Raw genomic sequence first — 22,744 nt, 5'->3', positions numbered from 1 at the left:
GTAGGAACATCGTTAAAGGAGAGAAAAAAATGGCTAAATACACAATAGTTGATAAAGATACATGCATCGCTTGTGGCGCATGTGGAGCCGCAGCGCCAGACATTTATGATTATGATGATGAAGGGATTGCCTTCGTTATTTTAGATGATAACATGGGAACTGCTGAAGTTCCAGAAGATCTACTAGAAGATATGCAGGATGCTTTTGAAGGCTGTCCAACAGACTCTATCAAAGTAGCTGATGAAACTTTTGATGGCGACTCATTAAAATTCGAATAGTCATCAATTGAATCTTTACCCTAAAAGGCATCCTTCGTTGGGTGCCTTCTTATTTGATTGAACGATTTTGCTAACAACTTTTGCATCAAGATGATCATCATATGGTCCATTGCTATACATACCAATCTATTGGAGGAATGATCATGTTTAAGCAGTTACAAGTAGAGCATAGTTTATTTCATATTGATGAGGACCATATGAATCAATTTAAATATCTTGCAGCAAAATGGCAAACGATTTTTCCAGATGTTTATGCAAAGTGCTTGAATACATTAGATTCATGGGCAATCGTTTTAAATAGCTGGATTTTCTTAAAATCTAAGCACACTGATGAACTTCTTCTCAATCCTACAAAAGCCATCTACTATTCAATCAATACATTTTTAATAGATGAGCTCGAAAAAATTCAAATAATTCAAAAAACAAGAGAATATAACAATGATGATTTACAGTACTTTGTAGCCTTTCAATTGGGAAATTCACTTGACTTATGGATATATAAAACAGTAGGTCAAAGTGCTGAAGCTGATTTGCTAGCGCCTCAAGATCAAAAACCTTATTTTCTCGCTTTTTTAGATGATGATTTTCAAACCGATGGCGCTACCTTTCATAAAGATCAAACAAGAGCCATTAAAATATTAGCACAAACCATTCGGTCACAAAATTGTTTTAGAATCACTGTTAGCAGTGCAGTAAATCGAGCAGTCGATATGTATGAAAATCATGTAACAAAATAGTACAGCATTTAATTCGTCTCTATAAGTAAGAGATGAATTTTTTTTATTCATTAAACCTCTACTCTTTTCATCTTAGTTATTGCAACAGTATTTTATGTATGATAAGATTTTAGTAGTTGGTACTAATAACAGATATTATCTCACAAAGGAGTTCTTCAAAATGATGGATAATCTATTACAATTAAAAGATAAGAACATTGTTGTCATGGGTGTGGCAAACGATCGTAGTATTGCTTGGGGAATTGCGAAACGCTTATTTGATGTAGGTGCAAACGTTATTTTCACTTATCGTCAAGAACGTTCATTAAAAAAATTACAAAAACAATTAGACAATATTGGCCAGTCTGATTCTCTTATTGTTCAATGTGACGTAAATAGCGATGATAGTACGAAAGCAGCTTTTGATGAAATCGGCGCAAAGGTTGGCGTTATTCATGGTATTGTCCACTCAGTAGCCTTTGCTCATGCTGAAGATTTACACAATCGCTTCCTTGCAACAACACGTGAAGGCTATGCATTCGCACAAGATACAAGCGCTTACTCACTTATTTCAACAGCAAAAGCGGCTCATCCATATATGACTGAGGGTGGCTCTATTGTCACAATGAGTTACCTAGGAGCGGAACGTGTGCTTGATGGCTACAATGTAATGGGTGTGGCAAAGGCTGCATTAGAGGCTTCCATGCGCTACCTTGCTGCTGATATTGGACAGGATAATATTCGCGTGAATGCCATTTCAGCTGGTGCCATTCGTACACTTGCTGCAAAAGGTGTGCCTTCCTTTAATACAATTTTACACAAAATTGAAGAAACGGCTCCATTAAAACGTAATGTTCAACAAGACGAAGTAGCGGATATGACAATTGTTATGCTATCTCACCTATCACGTGGTGTCACTGGTGAAACAATTTACATCGATGCTGGCTACAATATTATGGGTTAACAACAAAGAAGTATGGAAGATACGTAATCTCTTCCATACTTCTTTTTCCATTTACAGCATTGTCCATATACTTTGTATCAATAACATCATGCCTGCCGCAATTAATAAAAAATAAACGAATGTTAAAAATAGCTTTTGATTAAGCTTTTTAAATAACATTTGTCCTAGAATAAGACCAATGAAAACAATTGGCAAGGCGTACATACTATTAAGCCAAACTACTTTACTTGTGCCTTCAATCGTTAGTTGTGAAAGTAAACTAATAAGATAAATAAAAATATAGTATGCTAATGAAGTTGCTCGAATCGTTTCTTTCTTTTTTTGAGTACTCGCAAAATACAATAGCAGTGGTGGCCCAGCCATTCCAATACTAGTTGTCAACATTCCTGAGACGAGGCCAACACCATAATCTCTACTACTTGTTTGTTGAATGGAGAGATTTTTAATTAAAAGAATCGTTAACCCTAATAAGAGAAGGGCAATGATCAGTTTGAATGTCGTAACATCTATTAGTGCAAAAAGTATGCTACCAAAGGGAGCGCCTACAACACTGCCTATCATCACCTTTTTCAGCAAAGCTACATCAATGTCATATCTAATTTTCCAAACCAACGAGAAAGAAATAACAAGGGACAGCAAGATATTCATTTGCATTGCCTCTTGTGGTGAAAAAAGCAGCAATAAAAACGGTGTAGCCATTATCGAGAAGCCAAATCCAGTACTTGTTTGCAAAATAGCTGCTGTTAGGATAATAAACAGATAGAAAATGAATTCCAGCAAATCGACACCTCACATCATTAAATGCTATAGAGCGGTTCTATTACGTTGTGTAGCAATGATTCTCTTTAGTAAGAAAGATAGTATACAAGCAATTAATAAAAACAGTGCAATCATCGCTATAACACCTACCCAACCATATTTCATCCAGAATACGCCACCAATTGTTCCGCCAACACTCGAACCAAAATAATAAAAGAATAAATAAAGGGATGATGCTTGTGCTTTATCATGTGATGCCCGTTTGCTTACCCAGCCACTTGCGATTGCGTGAGCTGCAAAAAAGCCAAAGGTAAAAACCGTAATCCCCATTATTTTCAAAGCAAGTAGACCATTGAGCGTCCCAATGGCTCCTGTTAGCATAATGGCAATGGCCAGTAATAGCATTCGTTGGCGTCCATAACGATCAGCTAAGCTACCAAACCACGCGGAGCTAAAAGTCCCAACTAAGTAAATCACAAATATCCAACCTACTATCGTAGCACTCAAATTATAAGGAGGTGCCATTAATTTAAAACCAATATAGTTATAAAGCGTGACAAAGCTCCCCATCAAAACAAAGCTTATCCCATAAAGACAAAGCATGGAAGGGTCCTTCATATGTTGAAACAGCGTTTTGGTCAATGCTTTTATTTGTAAAGGTCTGGCGCTGAAATGCTTAGAACCCGGCAGCATCCAGACAAACAACACACTGACAAGAAGGCTGATTCCCCCTAGCACCAACATACCAATATGCCAGTTATAATGGTCCGTTAATGTACCAATAATCACTCGTCCACTAAGCCCTCCTACAGAATTACCACTAATATATAAACCCATGGCAACACCTAAACTCGCTGGTTCCATTTCCTCTCCCAAATAAGCCATGGCAATCGCAGGTAATCCCGCAAAAACGATGCCTTGAAGAACACGCAATACTAAAATCGTTTCAAAGTTAGGAGAAAATGCAAGCGCCACTGTAAAAACGGAAGCTGCAAAAATAGAAATCGTCATTAATGATTTCCTTCCCCATGCTTCTGATAACGAACCTACAATAATTAAACTTACTGCTAAAGCGAAAGTAGTTACTGAAAGAGATAAACTAGCTACAGCTGGTGACACATGATACACTTCTGAAAATGTCGGTAGTAACGGCTGCGTTATATAGAGGTTAGCAAAAGTAATAAAGCCTGCTAAAAATAGGGCCCAATTTGCTTTATGAAACGCCTTCGTACCCTTTTGTATATATTCCATGAAAACTCTCTCCTTAACTTCTCCAACATGCTACTATTATTCTAATACAATATTACGCAAAACACACGAACCCTTCGTCAAAAAATAGACAAAATTATTATCATTTTTTACTATGAACAGTAAATTTTAATTGACAATCAAATCTTTCAATTCACTTTAAAAATAGCTTTAATAAAAAATAATTTACTATTTTGACTTGGCAAATATTGTGCTACAGTAAAAGTAATCATCTAGAACCATTGTCACAATGAATACAGATGACGAACCATTTTTCATTGACTAGACTTGGAGGAATTTTCATGAAAATTATTGAAGCTTTAGCCCTTGCAGCACCTTATATTCACCTTGCATTAAAGCAAGAAGCCATTGTAGCTGTCGTTGAAAAGGAAAGTGAAACAGTCGTCAAATATTTAGCAGGCAAACGTGTGGATTCAGGCTATCATGATGGACAAAAAGTAAATGCCAATGACCAAAATGTTTACATTGCCTTTAATGGACAAAATGCAGATGTGGTTATTCCAAAGGATTTATATGGCGTAGCAATCAATGCTTTTTCATTCCCCATTCGCGAAAATGGTCAAGTTGTCGGTGCATTAGCTTTTGGTCTGCCTATCGATAATGAGCTCAAACTCGAAGATTATATGAGTACGATGGACAATATAGTCAACAATCTACAAGATAAAGTACATACGATTGCTTCCCATTCAGAGGAATTAGCTGCCACGAGTGAGGAAATTAATAAACAGGCACAGCATGCTCTTGAAGATTCTGAAAAAACAAATGCCGTGACAGATTTAATCAAAAGCATTTCCCGCCAGACCAATTTACTTGGTTTAAATGCATCCATAGAGGCTGCTCGTGCTGGACAGCATGGTGCTGGCTTTAATATCGTGGCACAGGAGGTTCGAAAATTGTCCTTTGAGACGTCCAGTGCTACCGAAAATATTGAATCTTCCTTACGAAACATTAATAGAAATCTTGAAAACCTGAAACAAAATATGGGACAAATCAATGATGCAACGAATGAGCAAGCGCTGCTCGTACAAGATTTCAGCGAAATCATTGAAGAGCTGACTGTACTTAGCCGAGAAATGAAAGGCTTTATGCACGATGCTTTAAAATAATCACGAGGTGAACACCATGCAAATTACAATTGATCAAGACTTATCGCTACGTACGATAACCTTAGAGGATGCAGAGACGGTTTTTGCTTTAACTGACGCCTCTAGAGAGTATCTTAAAGAATGGCTACCCTGGTTGGATTATACAAAAGACGTAGTAGATACAAGAACCTATATCGAAAGCTGTATCAATGGCCATGAAGCAAATAGTAGCCTCTCTCTTGTTATTCTCTTTAAAAATGAAATAGTTGGCATTGCAGGCTTTAATTCGATTAATGCTAACAATAAAATCGGTACGATTGGCTATTGGCTAAGTGCAGGCGCACAGGGGCATGGGATCATGACCAAAACGGTAAAAGCTTTATTACAATATGCATTTGAAACGCTACAGCTGCATAAAGTAGAAATTCGTGCAGCTGAAGGCAATCATAAAAGCCGTGCGATCCCAGAACGCCTTGGCTTGGTAAATGAAGGCACTATTCGCGCATCAGAATGGCTCTATGATCATTATGTGGATCATGTTGTCTATGGCATGCTTGCGAGTGAATATCAGCAACAAAAATAAAAAAAGCGACCTGATGAGATGATTCATCAGATCGCTTTTATCTTGAGTCAGCAAATGATTTTTTATCGAAAGCGAAGCGTCAGACATAGAAAACTCCCTCCACTATAGGGAGGGAGTTGACTGCTCGCTTTTTTTAATAGGTGTTCAAACGCCGCTGAATCAAGAGATTGTCGTAGCGTAATTGATTAGGATTGTTCAACTGCTTCTTTCATTTCTTCTGCTTTAACAGGTGCTTGCTTTTTTTCAAGACCCAGTGCAATTTGCTCTAGTTCTGGTCGCAATGTGTGCTTACCTGCATAACTTTCTATCAGCTCTTTCACATCAATACCCGAAGTTTCTTTTAACGTTTCTTGTAGCGTAGACATTAGATTGGTTGCATAAGAAGTAACCTTATTCGCACCACTACCTTCTCCACCACCAGTATCGACAACTGTAATCTTATCGATATTGCCAAGAGGGCTCGCAAGCTCTTTCGCATATTCTGGCATCATACGGACAATCATATCAAGCACAGCTGCTTGACCATAGTATTCAAAGGCTTCAGCAATCTTACGTTTTGCTTCTGCTTCAGCAAGACCTCGAAGTCGAATAATATCCGCTTCTGTTTCCCCTTGTGCTCGTTCTGCATCTGCTTTCGCAAGACCATCCAATCGAATTTTCTCTGCTTCCGCTTTCGCCAATGATTCAATACGGTATTTCTCCGCATCCGCTTGTGCAAGTTCACGCATTTTTTCTGCTGCCGCATTTTGTTCTACAGCATAACGATCTGCATCAGCCTTTTTCTTCACTTCGGAGTCATATTGCTTTTCACGACGTAAAATCTCTTTTTCTTCTAATTCGATTTGTTTTTGACGTTCGATAATGCGAATTTGCATTTCTTGTTCCGTAACTTCCTGTTTAGAACGGGCTGTTTCGAGCTCATAGGCTTGGTCCGCACGAGCTTTCGCAATATCCTGCTCACGACGGAATTCAGCTACCTTTAATTGGTTTTCTTTTTCTGCTTCAGCAATTTCAGTTGCACGCTCTAATTCTGCCTTTTGCGCTTCCTTAGACGCTTCTGCACGTTTAATACGTGTTTCTTTCTCCGCATCTGCCGTTGCAATATCAGCATCTCGTTTTACCTGCGCGATTCTCGGTTTACCAAGTGAATCTAAATAGCCATTTTTGTCTCGTACATCCTTGATCGTAAAGGATACAATAACAAGACCCATTTTAGCTAGATCCTGAGAGGCAACTCGTTGAACTTCCTGTGAGAATTTATCACGGTTTTTGTAAATCTCCTCAACCGTCATTGAACCTAAAATCGAACGCAAATGACCTTCTAAAACTTCACGTGCTTCACCTTCACGCTCCGCCTTTTGCTTTCCTAAAAACTGCTCTGCTGCTGTTGCAATTTCTGATATAGAGCCACCGATTTTAATAATAGCTGTACCATCAGCCATTACAGGAACACCTTGCTCTGTATACACTTCAGGCGTTGTCACTTCTAGTTTGCTAGATAATAAACTTAATGGCTGTGCTTGCTGGAAAATAGGGAAGACAAATGTACCGCCTCCACGAATAATTTTAATGCGATTCCCCGACTCATCTTTATGTACATTTTTGGAGCCGAGATAGCTACCTGTGACAATTAGTGCTTCATCAGGACCCGCAGTACGATACTTTGTCACATATAAGCCGACTAGTGCAATTAATACGAACGCTACTATTCCTAAAACAATTAAAATCTCGGTTGACATAGATAGATCTCTCCTTTAGACAAATTTTTTCTCATACGTTCTGACAAATAGTGTCCCGTCCTTCACATCCACAACAAGCACGGTTTCATCATAGTCAATGGCTTCATTATCATAGCCTGTTGCCCGCTTCGAAATCATACCGCTTGTCGTTTCGATGACAACCTCTCCAAAGCCATCTACAGGGATTGGTACAATGACTCTTCCCAATTGCCCTGCTAGTGATTCCTCCGTATAAGCCAACGAAACATCAGCTGACCGTAGCGGAACAAGGACGAATAAATAAAACAACGTACTTAAAATAGCGCCTATGATACATGCAGCAATAATGTTCCAAACGCTAGAGAACAAGGCTAGTTTTTCTAAAATAAAACCTGCTGCTGACATCAACGTAATGAAAGATAGAATGACACTCGGGTTAAAAATGGGCAGTCCTTCACCAATACCTTCGACAGCGTCACCAAAAAACATAACTAATATTGTGGCAAGGCCAGAGAAAATTAAAACCACCAAAAAGATTTGCTCGAGTGAATAGCCAAATAGCGTCAAGTTGCTCACCCCTTTTCATCATATTACCTACTATACGGATGTACAGCAGGAAAAGTTTCAAAAATTTTCTTAATTTTTCAATTTAAAAATGGAGCATACATGTAATATGCTCCATAACATTATGTAAAAAATCCATTGATATTGTATGTTAAGTAAAGATTGCGTATTCAAGTAGTTTTTGAAAGAGCCAATTTTGTTCCTCTATATGTATTCATTTACCCTTTTTAATAAACCTTCTATAATTTTATGCGCCTCCCATTCTAAATGATCCATCTCCATTGAAATAAGTAGATTTAGTTCACCCATTTCTTGATAACCTAACGCCATAGCATAGCTATCAACCTTCAAAGCAATTGTTCTTTCGTTTTTTACTATGTTCATTTAACTCATTCCCTTCATTAAATGAATAGAATCTTTAATGATCACTACTTATTTCCTACTAGTTGTAACAGTTATTAAGTATTAGATTCAGCATTTAATGCTAAATGAGTATGCTCATATTTATTATGTAATTCCAAATATGTCCGTTCAACAAGTTCTATAGAATTCAGTAATCCTACTTGAAGCTTTATACACTTTTTCATACATTCCCTAAAATTTTGTTCATTTTCAATACCCCTTCCTTGATTGATCATACAAAGAATTTCAACAAAATTAGTATTTAGTATTTCTTCTGTTTCATCTTTCATGATTGCTTTCATATGTAAGCCTCCTTTTATGAGAAATATATATGTACTAAAGGTTATTAACCAATTTTTGAAGAATTTTTCTTAAGCTAGAGGGTGGATGGATAGATTTCATCTTTGCTATATAAACAATCGCTAATGCTTCTGCATCTATCATGCTTATTCTACCTCTCGATTGTTCAACTATTTCGGATGCAAACTCTTTAACTAAATATTTCTCCATTAAAACACCTCGTTTTTTTACATTAATCTATCTATTGATAACGATAATCCAACTTAATTCATTCTTTCTAAAATTTTATGTTCTGGATAGTTACTATTCAAATAATGTTTAAGACTATTTAGACATGTAATATTGTTATCGATAATTGATTTTCTTTGGTACCCACTATATAAATAAACAATATTTTGGAACTCTACAACACTAAAAATATTATCTTTATTATCATCTAACTGAACTAAACTATCATAATGGATATCTATAGCCTGAGATTTCTTATAGATAAATTTAGTATCACCCATTGCCTTAATAAGCTCCACCTCATCATCATTCCATTTATCCATAAGAATTAAACTAGAAAGCGAGCTATCCATGCATTCACAAATTAAAGCATTTCCTCCTTCATCGTTTAAAATTACATTGGAAATACTGCCATAGAAATTATTCATTAACTCTAAAGAAATATCACTATCTTTATAAATAACAAGCTCCAATACTGCTGTTGTCTCCTTATCATTCATGTAAATCGCTCCTTATAGATAAAACCAATTATATTGTTTTCATATTAACACGAACAGACGTTCGTTTTCAAGTGATTTACTAGAGATTATTTACAAATTTAAATCTATTAGTATTTTTCACCAAATAAAAAAAACTGGTATACACCAGTTCTATAATCCTATATTGATAAAACCATAGTTAGTTTTAATAAAATCAAAATCTAGTTTATGCTGAAGGATAGAATAACTAACATATTTGCTATCTTTATTTACATATCCAGTATCATATTTACTAGCAACTTTCTCTAAAACTTCTTTATTCAGTATCTTCTCTTCATGATGTTTAAGCAATTCCCATATATACCACATCATCCCTGATACTTGAATTGTACTAGCTATCAAATTGCTATTGTCAAAAATTGATTTTGCTAAATCTAAAGCTCTATTTCCAAATGATGCCCTAAGCTGAATATCTTCTCCTTTTGCATTCGCTTTTTTAAAAATGTAAGTGCTATCCGAAAAATATTTTTGGCCTTGCTTAGGCTGTAAACTTGTTGAAGATATTTTATCTAACCTGTCTAACCGCCAATATAGTTCTTCGGATATTTCAATGATTCGGCTATAGCCCTTACTATTCGTCAATTTTGCCAGGAAAACACCGTTATCATCTTTTAAATCTTCCATCTTTAAATTTAAGATCTCACTATAGCCTTCACCTTTTATTCCTTCAAATAAACATAGTAAAAATACTGCATGTCTTTGATCTTCAAATAACTGCATATATGTTAATAATTGTTCTCTTGTATAACGTACTATTGATGCTTTATAGACAAATCTACTACAGTATTCCATATCAATAATACTTGGTAGTCTCTGTGATCGGTTATCTGTGTAGCCATTCATTATAGCCCAATCTATATATCTTCCAATAAAACCGATAGATGCACTGATGGATTGGGGGCTAGGCGACTTTAAACTATAAAACAACTCTTCCAACTCTACTTTATTCATGTCAAAGATATCTTTATTCTTTTGATTTTCAAGTAATGTTGCCTTATTAAATAGTGATAAATAAGTAGTAAGACTGTTATCTTGTATATCTAATGATTTTAGATACCATTCCTTAATATCTTTATTTAATACGTTTTCTTTAAGCACCTTTTACACCTCATTCTAAAATTAATTGTTGAAATATTTTTTGGATTTTCACTCTATTACGAGAACTGATATTACCATATTTAAGTATTCCTACTTCCTCCCACATGGCATTATTAATTGAGAAATCTAATTTATCTAAGTTCTTTTTTAAATTTTCAAATGGGATACTATGCTCATACATTTTAGCCGCCAATTCAATGTGTCCTATAAACATCCTACTCTTAAACATTAATGAATGTTTATCTATTAAGTTTGCCTTATAGTGAGCAAAGAGGTACATCATATATTCATTGACAATATTAGCTATATTAATAACTTCAAGTCGATTTTCTATCGAAAAACTATTATCGATCGCATTTGATAATTCAGAAAAGGTTACTACTTCTCCAAATGAATATTTTACATTGGAGTTCGATGTAATTCTCCCTTTTAACTCTCCCTCAGCTTTTAATTCAATAACAACTTCATCAGATAATTTATCTTTAGCTAATTCTTGTAAACGAGGTTTTGGTATTGGATTCGCTTTTGCCATATCTACTTGAACTCGTTTACATTGAGCTTCCGTCATATTAGAAAAAATAACAATCATAGCACCTTCTAAGTCGACTTTTTTCATATAGGCATTATAAATAGAAAAAGTTCGATGTGCTCCATCTAAAACATCTAATGACGATCCCTCCAATAAGGTGAGCGATTTATCACGATCATCATAAATAAATTCAGTTCCATTTTCCCCAGAACCTACTTTGGCATTATAGCGCAAAGTAGAGGTTATTAAATCTCCTTCCAACGCCTGTTTTTCAATATCTCGTAAAGATTTTGGATTTAAATTCATAACCTCTATAATCCCATTTTTAATCTTTTTCTTTTTTGCTTGCCTTTGAATATTTGGATTATACATTGCAATACCACTCATCCAAAGTTTACCAATAATTGAATTAGGAATTACAGCCACATACTCATTGTGCCCAGTTTTAAGAGTATTCTCAAAAGTATATGGCAATGTAATAGTTTCTTCATAAGGTGATTCCTTTATGTACAACCTCAACTCTTTGACTTCTGATGTATTTAGCCATTTCGTTATCCAATCTTCATCAGCATCATTAAATTTTAAATAAAGCTGTTCTCCCAGTAATAAAAGTTCCTGTAGGTTTGCTTCATATAACCTACTCTCATCATTAATTAATTCAAGAATATTACCAATACTTATATGATGTTTATGTAGTTGTGCAGAAATTTCATCTAATTTTAAATCGTTTTGAACCAACAAAGGAATTTTTGTTTTAATCTCTTCTATTAATAATTCTTTAGTTTTCCCAACCTTCAATACTCTTTCCTCCTCTATTTTCCAATTACATGGATTTACTTTAATAGTAACACATGATAATTTCAATTATAATATTTTTAAATTAATTAATCCAATTAAATTATCAACACAAGTTCGTGTAAAACCCCTTTCAATAAATTAATTAATTTAAAATATTGATTTATTTAATAATAAGACTATAATATAAAAGCATAAATATGGAAAAATTAAAGGAGATGAATATGGCATGGCTTTTCAAACAAGTAAGGATACGAAATATAATCAGTTAGTATTATCTGATATAACAGTTATAAAAGAGCTGTTAACTTTTAGAGGATCGATTGATGATACAAACTTTAATCAAGGTGCTTGTGCAACAAATTCTTTAAAAATGAACACAGATGTCATCAGTCTATTTGCGGATTTAGATGAATTAATTAAAAAAGCATTGAATGAAGAACAAATTAAACTACTTTCATATATTACAAAAGATTATTCCTATTATACTATCGCAAAAGTTTTAGGAATTCCCGTCAAAACTGTTGGAAGTAGATTTAATACAATCTGTCTAAAAATTAAACAAGAGAATGATAGACAATGGAGAAAAGTAACTTATATTAATAAATTAAGATTAAAAACAAAAAGATGTAGTAAATGTCATGATATTCTCCCTGCTACAGATGAATTTTTTAGTTTGAATAGCAGCAGTAGAGATTTATTCCATTCCCAATGTAAAAAATGTAAAAAATAAAGACATTATACGTTTGGGCGAAAAACTTGGATTATAACCTACACTAGTCACCATAATAAGTAGAAGGAGAATTAATATGAAAATACAATTACCACATACGATAATTGAATTAAATCTAGAGCTTCCAATACAAGAGCGAGTTCAATACATACAAACAATTTTAGAAAATGAGAAAATCGTTTATGGTGGAGAAGAGATTTCTTTAGAAATATATTTAAATATTACCTCGCAAGCTCATCATACAATCGTTTTATTGGATATGCTTGGGTATTATATGACTAAAGGATATTTTACTAGAGAAGAGCTTTTATTAGAAGAAGAAAACTTGAAATATATTAAGGAAGCTAAAAGGCGTAATAAAAGACGGAGAGAATTAGCAAAATTACTTAAAAACCAAAGTACACCTCATCAATTACAAGATAATTATGTACTCTCCCACTATAAACAGAAAGAAATAAAAAAAGGCTCTAACAGACATAATACATTTTCAAATACCTCATATTTTGAAGCTCTTGCACTTGGCATCGAGGATTTAGATGAGGAGTCTATCTAATAAGTGAATTAATTTAAAATACATATTTAAAATGAAATTTTCTAATAGGTCTGTACTGCTTTTTATACAGACCTATCATGAAGGTTTCATCTTCATAATAGAGTAGCTTAGACTTTTAATGCATGCAGTTTAACTAGGCTAGTATGAATCCTTATAAATAAATGAAAGAAGGTGATGCCTATTGTATGTATAAATGAATGTTAAGAATTATTATTGATGAAACCTTCAAAATTAAACTCTTCTTTAGGAGGCTGAGGATAAAGGAGAATGAAAATTGTAAAAAACATAACTGAATTTTATCACTCATTAATCAATAATGAAAAACTTCTTCGTTTGCTGTACTACATACCAAAAGATCAATTCGATGATCCACTAGACGATTCAAAATTGGATGTCTCTCAATTACCCGAGAAAGATCTTATACTTAATAATTTAATCGTTATTGGTGACAAAATTAGTGATTTATCATTAGAAACAAACTTTTGTAGAATTTGCTTATATACAGGATCTCGGATGCCTCAAAAAAATTATCTAAAAAGCATCAATCAATTTTCAGATAACCCCTATTCAAGCACTCAGCAATATAATTTTGATATTTATACACCTGATTCTGTCAATAATATTGATTTTCGTATTGATTGGCTTGGTGAAGTGCTAAATGAGGTTTTATTTCAAGAGGACATTGAAGAATTTGGGGATTTAAGATTCCATAGTGGACTCCCCATCACCAATTTACCAAATGGTTTTGTTGGTTATCGCTGGAGTTACATTATGCCCTCAGGGCAACAACCTACAGGGTATAGATCATGAACATTACCACGAAAAGGGCTTTTGGAAAACCTCTTAATTATAAGGGTTTGAATATTTATCCTGTAAAAATGAAGGATGTAGATGAATTTTATGATGCTGTGCAGTGCTTACTTTTACCTAAAAACGATTTTCAACAGCCTGAAATAATTAGAATGTCCTACTTATTCTTTTTAATTTCCGTTTCACAAAACGATGGTGGGCATGAAATAGTAGAAAAATTAATTTCATTATACCGTTTAATTTTTAAGACCGAAGATATTCAAATTTCGATGAATGAAAAAGGTATGGTTTTTATGAAGATTGATGGTATTACTTTGTATGAGCGAGATTTCGATAAAATCAAGACCATTATTAGTGAACAAAATCTTATTGACTTAGATGATGATTTTATTGATCCTGGGACAAAAAAAGCCATACAAGAAGCACGTGCATTTATGGCGAAAAGAAAAACCAGACAGGCAGATTTAGAGCAACAAATAATTGCCTACCATTGTAAATCTAGTTTACCCTACCATGAAATTGAACAATTAACTTTATATCAATTCCATAAAGGATTATCACGCATGGACTATATGGTAAGTAGCGATGCCATTCTAAATGCACGCTACTCAGGGATGATCGAATTTAAAAATGACCAAGATCTCCCCCATTGGTTAGGTTATATTGAAGAACCAAAGAAAAATGAAGATGTCATTATAACAAAATCAGCATTTGATCAACAAATGAAAAAGCTAGGACTTGAGCCTAGTTCCAATACAAATAAAAACTAAAAGGATGGTAATTTTTATGTCACAACAAAATCAATTTTTAACTTCAGTAGCAAATGTTCGTTTATTTGACCGTTTAACAAATGAATTAATTTTAAATGGTAAAACATTACTTAATTCATCTATGACGCAAGCAATTCAAACACAGGCTATTCATGCAGGGAAAGGCTCTAAAAAGGTATACGAGCTTAACTATCAAAAGGAATTAACATTCTCCATTGAAGATGCTGCTTTTGATACTGCTTATATCGCTTTACAAAATGGTACAGAAATCAATCATCAACTAGCTGAATACTATACAGATGAAATTATTTTACTCGATGCAGCTGGGAAAGGCACATTAGCTGAGACGCCTATCGGCATGGTGCATGTAGAACAGCTAAACGGGACATTTACACAATATACGCCTACTGGTAAAGAAATTAGTGTTCCTGCATTAGCTGGAAAAGAGATCCAGGTTATCTATGCTGTTCAGGAAATGATGGATACAATTGAGATTTCTGCTGACTCGTTCCCTAAAGCTGTTCGTATGGAATTAAACGTAGATATTCGATCAAATAACGGGAAAACTGGGGAAGTTATTATTGAAGTGCCGAACTTCAAACCGAATGGTGCTGTTGAAATTTCAATGACACATGAAGGTGTAGCTTCTTCTTCCCTAGCTGGTAGCTCGCTTGCCGATAAAAAAGGTAATTATGCTTATATTAAACTTCGTAATTTATCAGAGGAAAAAGTACAATTTACGGCACTAGCTGCCAATCCATCTCATGTAGTTCTTGATTCCACTATCGTTGGAGATTCACAACGAATTTCAGTATTAGGTATTCGTGGCGCAGGCTATAGCAATGTTTTATTACAAAACACTGATTTAACTTGGACATCAAAGGATTCATCCATTGCAACTGTCAATGCAGATGGTGTCGTTGCTTTAGGAGCTTCTTCAAAAGTCAACGATCAAACAATTATTGAAGTAACTGATGGTACATACAGCGAAAAAATTATTGTAGATATCGTATAAATGAATTAATTTAAAAAGGGTAGAATTCTTCTACCCTTTTCACTTTTAACTCAGTAAAGGAGTGTACTATGACAAAACGTGAGACGAAATTAACATTGACAGATATCCATAGGAATGCAGAAGAATTAAATAAAAAGCAAAAATTTTTCATTGATAAAGATCAAGGAAAATTTATTTATTACTACCCTAAATTTAGTAAGCGTAAAATAACTATTTTAATCAATGATCTATCCAATACGATGTCCTATGTAGAGCAGCATAAACTAGATTTTTTCAACAATGATGACGAATTAAATAATTATATTTTATTTTTAATTATTAAACATTTCACTGACTTACAAACTGAATTAAAAGATAAATCAGTTGAACTTCATTTTGCTACTATGAATGAGCTAGTTGATATCGGCTGGTATGAGTTGTTCCTGATGGACATGTTCACAATCCACGAAATTTCTAATGTTTTAGATGAAATTAATAAACGACTAAATTTAAGTATTAAATATTTAGCGTTAGAAGAAGAACTCAATCATAGATGACAAACTGTTAATTTCAATACATAATGCGAAAAGAATATTAAAATTTTGAACTACTCCCTACCTTATTGGGAGGGTATTTGAATATTTAGGATATTTACTGTCACATAAAAAAAATAATCAAATTAAATCAGCTTCCATCTGAAACATAGTAGCAGAATGGATGATTTAATGAGGAGGGAAAATTGATTGAGTACTGGTGGTGAACAAAAAAAACCAACAGAGCTTCTTGTCGCTCTAGGAATCAACGACAAGGTCTCGAAACAAAATATATCTACATACATAAAAAAATTAAAAAACATCCCCAAACCAACAATCAACTTAGACGTTAAAGGGTCTAATACTCAAATATTTAATGAGTATGGAAAACAAATAAAAGCATTGGAGAAGCAATTAGAAACGCTTCATTTAAAACTGCAAAATGTTGGAACAGAAAATTCTGCTCCCCTTTCCATCTTCAAAGATTTCAAGCAGCAATTTACTGACTCTATAAAATCTATTGATACTCTTAATGAAACATTTGATGATTTAAAAATAAATGTTAACGCATTTTATAAACAGCTGGGTAAAATCCCTACTGGCGATCTCCATTCTCTTATAAATTTAGTGACACAATTGAAAGTAGACATGGAAACAATCGCTACTAATCAATTTAAACTCTATGGCATCCAAGAAACGCAGCAAAATTTACAGGCTTTAGAATCTAATTTATATAACATCTACGAGCTCCAAAAAGCCTATGCAAACACTACTGACTTCGAACAATTAGCTTCTCAAATCACCGATTTAAATACCCAACTGAACAATATGCAGCTTGGCGAAGGCTTAAACATAGCGGGCATTTCCGATATTTCAAACCAATTAGAAAAGATGAACCAGAGTATAGTGACATTTGGGAAGAATACAGCAGAAGCGGCTCAAACTTCTACATCATTTGCCTCTTCCATAATGAATGGCATTGGCCTTGCCTCTACACTTAAAACACTTGGTGAAGATATTTTAGGCACGGGAACAGCAATTACTGGTAGAGCATTGCTTGGATTTAATCTAGTTGGAATTGGATTAAGTGTTGGCGGATTTGTTTTAGATAAAATAATTGAAGACAGAGAAAAAACCAAACAAAAAATAGAAGAATTAAAAACTGAAGAACAAGAAATATTGAAATCTTATACTTCGAATGCCAGTGAAATTGATAGTCAGTTAGAAAAATATTCTCAACTAGAAAATGCTATGGCGTTAGGAAATACAGACCCTTCTGTTATGAATGAATATCAAGAAATTTCTAATAGACTTGGTGAGATTCTACCTAACATCGTCGCTCAAGAGGACGAATTCGGGAATAAGATTATTGGTTCAGCGGATGCTTTGAGAGTGAAAATTGGACTCCTTAAAGAACAGCAAACTATTGAAGCAGAAATTGCTAATCTGGCAGCCCAAGATAAGCGAAATGATGATATTGATACTCGGAAAAAGTCAATCTCTGACCTTGAGGACTCACATAATTCAAACATAGATTCAGCAGCTAGAATTCTTAGCCACCAAGCTAACAGTTCCTTCATTGTAGGGGATGTTAAATTTTATGATGATAATTTTAAACCTCTCCTTAAATCTGCTGAAGATTTCGAAAAGAAAATTAAAGAATTAGATAATTTACAATCAAAAGCTGAAAAAGATGGTAACACAACTCTAGCAAATTATTATAAAGAATTAAGTACTATCGCAAAAGGCCAAATAGATATTATTATAAAATCTGATGCAGAATTAAAACGAGAAATATTAGCGCAAAAGAATGATTATATTACTAATATGGCTGATGTTATCAACGAGAATAATAGATTGACGGATAGTGTTAAAAATAATGCAGAAGGTTTTGCTGCCCAGCTAATTGCTTCCGCCGATGTAAACGACCTAGACAATTTACAGGATTCTTTAACATCATTATTTTCAAATGAAAAAGCCAGTTCCGTTATCAATGAAATAGTAGGTTCGTTCCAAAATATGGAGAATGCTACTTCTGAAACTTTTGAATCGATGGCAAATAAAACTAAAGATAATATGAACAGTATTTCTACTGATTTGTCCAAGCTTGGTTTAAGTGAAAAAGAAGTAGGTAGTATTATGGGTTCTTTAAAGCAACATTACGAAAATACTACTCAAAAACAAAAAGATTTATCTGTTGAAATGAAGGTTAACAATTTAACATTTGCTGAAGCAAAAGCAAAAGTAGAAGGCTACAAAGATGAAGTTAAAAACCTTACTACCTCTCACGAAAGATTAGCAGGAGTCTCACAGAAAAGAGTAAATGATACTTCTGATCTTTTATTTAATTATGAAATGTTAACGAATCGATTAAATGGATTTACAGAAGAAGAGATTCGTAATCTAAATCAAAAAAGCAAATTAACTGCAGAAGAACAATATCTTGTAGATACTTTGAATTCTCGAGATTTAATTTTAAATAGCTTAAATACTCTTTATCCATCACTACTTGATCAAGACGGTAAAGCAATCAAACTAAGTGAAGAAAAGATTAATGCAATTCAAGCTGAAAACCATGCAAACGAAACATTATTAAAAGCTTATAAGTTAGCACGAGATGGTAAATTAACTACAGAGCAACAAATGACAGTGGATGCTGCTAAAGCCGCAAAAGATAGAATTGAAATTAAGAAAAGTGAAATTCAAGCTCTACTAACATCAAATTTTTATTTACAACAATTTATCGACAATCAGAATAAAGGCGCCAAAATGACTGATGCTGAAGGTCGTGCAGCAATGAGAGCTTCAATGATCAAAGCTTCCAATGATATAAAAGTTGAGGATTTAACAAATGAGTTGAACAGCTATCAAAAAGAATTAGATAGTAATATATCTTCAATAGATAAATTCATTGATGCTAAAGGTCATTCACAAAAAGCAACCAATAATGCTAATAAAACAACAACACAATCAGTCTATATAACCGATAAATACAAACAAAAACTAGAAGAGTTAAATCTCGGAATTGAAAAACAACAAAGATTGCTGTCTAAGCTACCTGAACACTCTAGTGAGTATCGAAGAGCTTTAGAAACTCAAATTCAGTTTGAAAAAGAAAAACTTAGTGTGATGCAACAGCAAGAAGCTTCTTTAAAAAATCAGATTGCCTCAGGGAAAATTCAGCAAACAGGTAATATAACAAGCAAGTCCACCACTTCTTCTACAACTACTAATCTAAACGGTTGGTCTGGCAAAATCACTAGTGCATATGGAGGCCGTAAAGACCCGATTACTGGAAAATCGGATAACCACCTCGGTGTGGATATTTCAGGTTCTAAAGGAACTCGCTTAGATGCGAATGTTGCAGGCAAAATAATAGCTAGTGGTGATGCTATTAAAAATGGATATGATGGTTCTTATGGCAATATCGTTGTCGTACAAGATGCTAACAATTCCAAACATCTTTATGCCCATTTAGATAAAGCTATCGCTAAAATTGGTGATTACGTTGATGTGGGAACGCAAATAGGTAATATTGGTGCTTCTGGTAGAGTGACAGGTCCACATTTACATTACGAAGTGAAGAATGCTAATGGACAACGTGTAGATCCAACAAGTTACTATACTGATGCAAAAAATGGAGTCACATCTTCTACATTCTATGCAGTTGACACGACACAACAAGCTATTGATCAAACTAAATCTGAAGTAGTAAGTTTACAGCAACAGATTTTAAACCAAAAAGATTTAGTAGAAGACCTTGAGCGCGGCATAATTGATAGCTATCTTTCCTCTTTTGAAAACAAAAAGACAACTATTGATAACTTATTGGAAACTAGTGATAACAGATTAAGGAAACTAACTGTCACATCAGAATCCTATCGTAAAGAACTAGACAAACAAACAGCTGCTTTAAATGATAAAAAGAAAATTAACCAAAATGAAATTGCTTATCTTGAAGGCGTTATTAAGAGTGGCACTGTCTCAAAAAAGGTCGTTGATGAGTATACGCAACGTCTACATGAACTGAACAATGTCAACAGTGAGATAGATTTTGCCATTTGGGATGTAGGTTCAAAAAAAGTTGAATCCTACATGTCAAAGTATGAAGAACAACGTCAAATACAAGATAACGTTATTGCATATGAGAAAGCTAGACTTGAAGAATTAGATACTTCCTCTGCTAGGTATGTAAAATCGCTCGTGAATATTAATAATGCGATGAAGGAAAAACAAAATGCCAATCTTTATGAACTAACTCAATTAAAAAATCTAGTAAATGGAAATAAAGTATTTGGCGATGGATTACAATCTGCTAAGCAACGAATTGAAGAGTTAACGATTGGGATGAAAGAATTACAAGTTGATATTCAAGATAGTGATTATGATATTTTAATCAATATCAAAACCCAATCGGATGAGAAAATAAATAATATAGAATCCGAAATAAATCGAGCTGAATTAATTCGTAAAATGTTTGATGAAGGTTCTGCAGATTATGAGAAATATACAAACATTATCATTAATGCCCAAGAAAGAATTGCTCAACAGCATTTAGAAACTAGAGATAATTTGCTAGAGGAATTAAAACAGCGTGATATCACTGCTGAACGTATCAAGGAAATTACAAAATTAATCAATGATGAGTATAATGGCTATTTAAATGCCACGTTAGCTATTAAAGACTATACAAAGCAAAAGGAAGATGCAAAAAAAGCCCAACTCGAAAAAATTGCAGATAAAGCTATTAGTGCCTATAAAGATTATTATCAAGAACTTCGAGATGAACATATTAAGCAACTTGATGAGGAAATTGAGCGCGAAAATAAAAAACATGAAGCAATCATGAAAAATCTTCAAGAAGAAATGGACTTGTTTAGAAAAAGTATTGAAGATAAGCTAAGGCTCATTGACCGAGAAGAAGCTCAAAGAAGTTATGATATGGAGATTTCCGATTTAGAAAATGAACGGAATAATGTACAGAGCCAGTTAAATATTTTAGCTCTAGATAATTCTTATGAAGCGAAGGCAAAGAGGAAAAGTCTACAGGAACAGTTAGATGAGATTGATAAAACAATTACGGAAAAACGCCATAACCGAGAAATTGATTTACGTAAAGAATCGTTAAATGATGCTTTAGAATCAAAAGAAGAAGAAATAAATGAAAAGATAGAGTTACAAGAGTCAGAGCATGAAAATTTAGTTAATAAAATTAATCTTGAAAAAGAATATTGGGAGTCGCATTATAGCGATTTACTAAATGATGAACGCAAATTCACTAAATTGAGAGAAGATATCGTCGCTGGTCATTTAAGTAATGTTGGGGCAGAATTCAATCAGTTTCATGATAAATTAAAAGCTTCTCTACCAGAGATAGGAAACAATTTAAGCGGTACTATGGAAACAGTAGGTAGGTCAATTCGTGATAATGTTATTTTCGAGTTAGAAGAGGCTCTGAAATTAATAAATCAATTTAATGATAGTCAAATATCAAAAGATAATGGTTCATTTGAATCGAATCTTTCCAATCCACAAACATCTAAAGGCAACTTATCTAACGCGGACTTACAAGTTCTATTAGGAAAGTTCTTATATGACAGAGTTTTGCCGAATGTTTCTGGCCAGGATCAAAGTGCCGTTAGTGAAATGGCAAAAAATTTAGCATCAAAGGGTCGCGATAAGGCTGATTCTCGATTTACTGAAAATGGTGCTAATTTTAATGAGTCCACAAGGGTTCTTACACAAGCAGAAATGGATTCATTATCAGAGTATTTTAATAGTAATAAAAACTTGCTTGGCGGGAAATATAATAGCTTTTTTGAGCAGTTTTTCAATGAGAATTCAGGCAATACACAAGAAAATGGAAGTAAACTATCTGATGCGGATATGAAAGTTATGTTAGGCAAATTTATTTACGAGAAACTTGTACCTGAACCATCTTTAAATGCAAATACAAAAATTGCTCTAAAAAACAAAGCTGATAATCTCGCTTCAGAAGGCAGAAATGAAGATTCCCGAATCTCCGAAAACGTAACATTTGATTCTGTAAAAAATAAGTACTCTTCTGAACAAATTAATCAATTAAAATCATTCTTTAATTCTAATTTAAAAATGATTGAAAATACTACAACACGTGAATTAATGAAGAAAAAAATTGCTTCACTTGACAGTGGCGGTTTCATGAATTGGACTGGAATTGGGATTGATGGTAAAGGAGGAAAAGCTATTATTGCTCACCCTCAAGAAATTATGTTGAATAAAGCTGATACACAAGGTTTGTTTAATTCAATCAATATAATGGATAGTATCATGAATAATCTATCCCCTTTCCTACTAAAGTTCGCCCCATTCCAAAAACCATCCTCTGTTAGTACTGGCGATACTTATGGTGACATCAAGATAAACTTCCACATCGATAAAATGAACGGTGACAAAAACGACTTAAATCGATTTAGTAAAATGATTGATGATGATTTATTGCGTAGGAAAGGAATGAGAAAGTAATGTTGGAATCTATTCATTTT

General features: G+C 33.8%; 22 protein-coding genes. 12 read left to right on the top strand and 10 right to left on the bottom strand.

Translation table 11 applies throughout. The features are described 5' to 3' along the window. Positions 1-29: 29 nt before the first annotated feature. From GJU32_RS03790 to GJU32_RS03780, 3 genes are all read left to right on the top strand, one after another. Complete coding sequence (locus GJU32_RS03790; RefSeq protein WP_004232564.1) at positions 30-278, top strand: ferredoxin; 249 nt, start codon at positions 30-32, stop codon at positions 276-278. Positions 279-421: 143 nt separating this feature from the next. Continuing rightward, positions 422-1,015 (top strand): hypothetical protein, encoded by a 594-nt coding sequence (locus GJU32_RS03785; protein WP_155590593.1) that lies wholly within the window; start codon positions 422-424, stop codon positions 1,013-1,015. A 160-nt stretch (positions 1,016-1,175) separates the two neighbouring features. Further along, positions 1,176-1,958, top strand: coding sequence for an enoyl-ACP reductase FabI (locus GJU32_RS03780; protein ID WP_155590592.1), 783 nt, complete (start codon positions 1,176-1,178; stop codon positions 1,956-1,958). A gap of 51 nt (positions 1,959-2,009) precedes the next feature. Here GJU32_RS03780 and GJU32_RS03775 read toward each other — a convergent pair whose 3' ends face one another. Continuing rightward, positions 2,010-2,735, bottom strand: a complete 726-nt coding sequence (locus GJU32_RS03775; protein WP_196426585.1) for a sulfite exporter TauE/SafE family protein — start codon at positions 2,733-2,735, stop codon at positions 2,010-2,012. 27 nt (positions 2,736-2,762) lie between these two features. Next, entirely contained in the window at positions 2,763-3,968 is a 1,206-nt protein-coding gene (locus GJU32_RS03770; protein ID WP_155590590.1) for an MFS transporter, read from the bottom strand. A gap of 299 nt (positions 3,969-4,267) precedes the next feature. On the opposite strand from GJU32_RS03770, the gene GJU32_RS03765 reads away from it, so the two are divergent. Both GJU32_RS03765 and GJU32_RS03760 read left to right on the top strand, forming a co-directional pair. Then, positions 4,268-5,092: a methyl-accepting chemotaxis protein gene (locus tag GJU32_RS03765; protein WP_155590589.1), complete on the top strand. Its 825-nt coding sequence runs from the start codon at positions 4,268-4,270 to the stop codon at positions 5,090-5,092. Between the two features lie 16 nt (positions 5,093-5,108). Further along, entirely contained in the window at positions 5,109-5,654 is a 546-nt protein-coding gene (locus GJU32_RS03760; protein WP_155590588.1) for a GNAT family N-acetyltransferase, read from the top strand. A 185-nt stretch (positions 5,655-5,839) separates the two neighbouring features. Here the strand turns inward: GJU32_RS03760 and GJU32_RS03755 are convergent, their stop codons facing one another. The 8 genes from GJU32_RS03755 to GJU32_RS03720 all read right to left on the bottom strand — a co-directional run bounded on the left by GJU32_RS03755 (position 5,840) and on the right by GJU32_RS03720 (position 11,830). Next, complete coding sequence (locus GJU32_RS03755; RefSeq protein ID WP_155590587.1) at positions 5,840-7,393, bottom strand: flotillin family protein; 1,554 nt, start codon at positions 7,391-7,393, stop codon at positions 5,840-5,842. A gap of 15 nt (positions 7,394-7,408) precedes the next feature. Continuing rightward, positions 7,409-7,939, bottom strand: coding sequence for an NfeD family membrane protein (locus GJU32_RS03750; protein ID WP_155590586.1), 531 nt, complete (start codon positions 7,937-7,939; stop codon positions 7,409-7,411). 201 nt (positions 7,940-8,140) lie between these two features. Continuing rightward, positions 8,141-8,320, bottom strand: a complete 180-nt coding sequence (locus GJU32_RS03745) for a hypothetical protein (protein ID WP_155590585.1) — start codon at positions 8,318-8,320, stop codon at positions 8,141-8,143. A 74-nt stretch (positions 8,321-8,394) separates the two neighbouring features. Further along, positions 8,395-8,640, bottom strand: coding sequence for a hypothetical protein (locus GJU32_RS03740; protein ID WP_155590584.1), 246 nt, complete (start codon positions 8,638-8,640; stop codon positions 8,395-8,397). Positions 8,641-8,674: 34 nt separating this feature from the next. Then, entirely contained in the window at positions 8,675-8,848 is a 174-nt protein-coding gene (locus GJU32_RS03735) for a hypothetical protein (protein WP_155590583.1), read from the bottom strand. Positions 8,849-8,901: 53 nt separating this feature from the next. After that, positions 8,902-9,366 carry a hypothetical protein gene (locus GJU32_RS03730; protein ID WP_155590582.1) on the bottom strand — a complete coding sequence of 155 codons (465 nt, stop codon included), beginning with the start codon at positions 9,364-9,366 and terminating at the stop codon, positions 8,902-8,904. Positions 9,367-9,516: 150 nt separating this feature from the next. After that, positions 9,517-10,503, bottom strand: coding sequence for a phage lytic cycle repressor MrpR family protein (locus GJU32_RS03725; RefSeq protein ID WP_155590581.1), 987 nt, complete (start codon positions 10,501-10,503; stop codon positions 9,517-9,519). 10 nt (positions 10,504-10,513) lie between these two features. Continuing rightward, positions 10,514-11,830 (bottom strand): ParB N-terminal domain-containing protein, encoded by a 1,317-nt coding sequence (locus GJU32_RS03720; RefSeq protein WP_155590580.1) that lies wholly within the window; start codon positions 11,828-11,830, stop codon positions 10,514-10,516. A 226-nt stretch (positions 11,831-12,056) separates the two neighbouring features. Between GJU32_RS03720 and GJU32_RS03715 the strand changes: the two genes are divergently transcribed. The 7 genes from GJU32_RS03715 to GJU32_RS03685 all read left to right on the top strand — a co-directional run bounded on the left by GJU32_RS03715 (position 12,057) and on the right by GJU32_RS03685 (position 22,724). Beyond that, positions 12,057-12,560: a sigma-70 RNA polymerase sigma factor region 4 domain-containing protein gene (locus GJU32_RS03715; protein ID WP_155590579.1), complete on the top strand. Its 504-nt coding sequence runs from the start codon at positions 12,057-12,059 to the stop codon at positions 12,558-12,560. Positions 12,561-12,636: 76 nt separating this feature from the next. Continuing rightward, positions 12,637-13,113, top strand: coding sequence for a hypothetical protein (locus GJU32_RS03710; protein WP_155590578.1), 477 nt, complete (start codon positions 12,637-12,639; stop codon positions 13,111-13,113). 267 nt (positions 13,114-13,380) lie between these two features. Beyond that, the gene (locus GJU32_RS03705) at positions 13,381-13,923 is read left to right on the top strand and encodes a hypothetical protein (protein WP_155590577.1); all 543 of its coding nucleotides are present in this window, start codon (positions 13,381-13,383) and stop codon (positions 13,921-13,923) included. A 47-nt stretch (positions 13,924-13,970) separates the two neighbouring features. Continuing rightward, complete coding sequence (locus tag GJU32_RS03700) at positions 13,971-14,693, top strand: hypothetical protein (protein ID WP_196426580.1); 723 nt, start codon at positions 13,971-13,973, stop codon at positions 14,691-14,693. Between the two features lie 16 nt (positions 14,694-14,709). Then, the gene (locus GJU32_RS03695; protein ID WP_155590575.1) at positions 14,710-15,708 is read left to right on the top strand and encodes a hypothetical protein; all 999 of its coding nucleotides are present in this window, start codon (positions 14,710-14,712) and stop codon (positions 15,706-15,708) included. 68 nt (positions 15,709-15,776) lie between these two features. Continuing rightward, a complete protein-coding gene (locus tag GJU32_RS03690) occupies positions 15,777-16,244 on the top strand; it encodes a hypothetical protein (protein WP_155590574.1) in 468 nt (155 codons plus the stop codon). Between the two features lie 186 nt (positions 16,245-16,430). Beyond that, entirely contained in the window at positions 16,431-22,724 is a 6,294-nt protein-coding gene (locus GJU32_RS03685; protein ID WP_155590573.1) for a peptidoglycan DD-metalloendopeptidase family protein, read from the top strand. Positions 22,725-22,744 lie beyond the last annotated feature (20 nt).

The organism is Lysinibacillus cavernae (assembly GCF_009724685.1).
Taxonomy (GTDB): domain Bacteria; phylum Bacillota; class Bacilli; order Bacillales_A; family Planococcaceae; genus Lysinibacillus; species Lysinibacillus cavernae.
Note: the sequence above shows the minus strand (reverse complement) of the source record. Positions and strands in the feature narration are given on the sequence as shown.

Coding starts and splice junctions, on each gene's coding strand:
- GJU32_RS03790 (WP_004232564.1), top strand. CDS start 30: ATGGCTAAATACACAATAGTTGATAAAGATACATGCATCGCTTGTGGC.
- GJU32_RS03785 (WP_155590593.1), top strand. CDS start 422: ATGTTTAAGCAGTTACAAGTAGAGCATAGTTTATTTCATATTGATGAG.
- GJU32_RS03780 (WP_155590592.1), top strand. CDS start 1,176: ATGATGGATAATCTATTACAATTAAAAGATAAGAACATTGTTGTCATG.
- GJU32_RS03770 (WP_155590590.1), bottom strand. CDS start 3,968: ATGGAATATATACAAAAGGGTACGAAGGCGTTTCATAAAGCAAATTGG.
- GJU32_RS03765 (WP_155590589.1), top strand. CDS start 4,268: ATGAAAATTATTGAAGCTTTAGCCCTTGCAGCACCTTATATTCACCTT.
- GJU32_RS03760 (WP_155590588.1), top strand. CDS start 5,109: ATGCAAATTACAATTGATCAAGACTTATCGCTACGTACGATAACCTTA.
- GJU32_RS03755 (WP_155590587.1), bottom strand. CDS start 7,393: ATGTCAACCGAGATTTTAATTGTTTTAGGAATAGTAGCGTTCGTATTA.
- GJU32_RS03745 (WP_155590585.1), bottom strand. CDS start 8,320: ATGAACATAGTAAAAAACGAAAGAACAATTGCTTTGAAGGTTGATAGC.
- GJU32_RS03740 (WP_155590584.1), bottom strand. CDS start 8,640: ATGAAAGCAATCATGAAAGATGAAACAGAAGAAATACTAAATACTAAT.
- GJU32_RS03735 (WP_155590583.1), bottom strand. CDS start 8,848: ATGGAGAAATATTTAGTTAAAGAGTTTGCATCCGAAATAGTTGAACAA.
- GJU32_RS03730 (WP_155590582.1), bottom strand. CDS start 9,366: ATGAATGATAAGGAGACAACAGCAGTATTGGAGCTTGTTATTTATAAA.
- GJU32_RS03715 (WP_155590579.1), top strand. CDS start 12,057: ATGGCTTTTCAAACAAGTAAGGATACGAAATATAATCAGTTAGTATTA.
- GJU32_RS03710 (WP_155590578.1), top strand. CDS start 12,637: ATGAAAATACAATTACCACATACGATAATTGAATTAAATCTAGAGCTT.
- GJU32_RS03705 (WP_155590577.1), top strand. CDS start 13,381: ATGAAAATTGTAAAAAACATAACTGAATTTTATCACTCATTAATCAAT.
- GJU32_RS03695 (WP_155590575.1), top strand. CDS start 14,710: ATGTCACAACAAAATCAATTTTTAACTTCAGTAGCAAATGTTCGTTTA.
- GJU32_RS03690 (WP_155590574.1), top strand. CDS start 15,777: ATGACAAAACGTGAGACGAAATTAACATTGACAGATATCCATAGGAAT.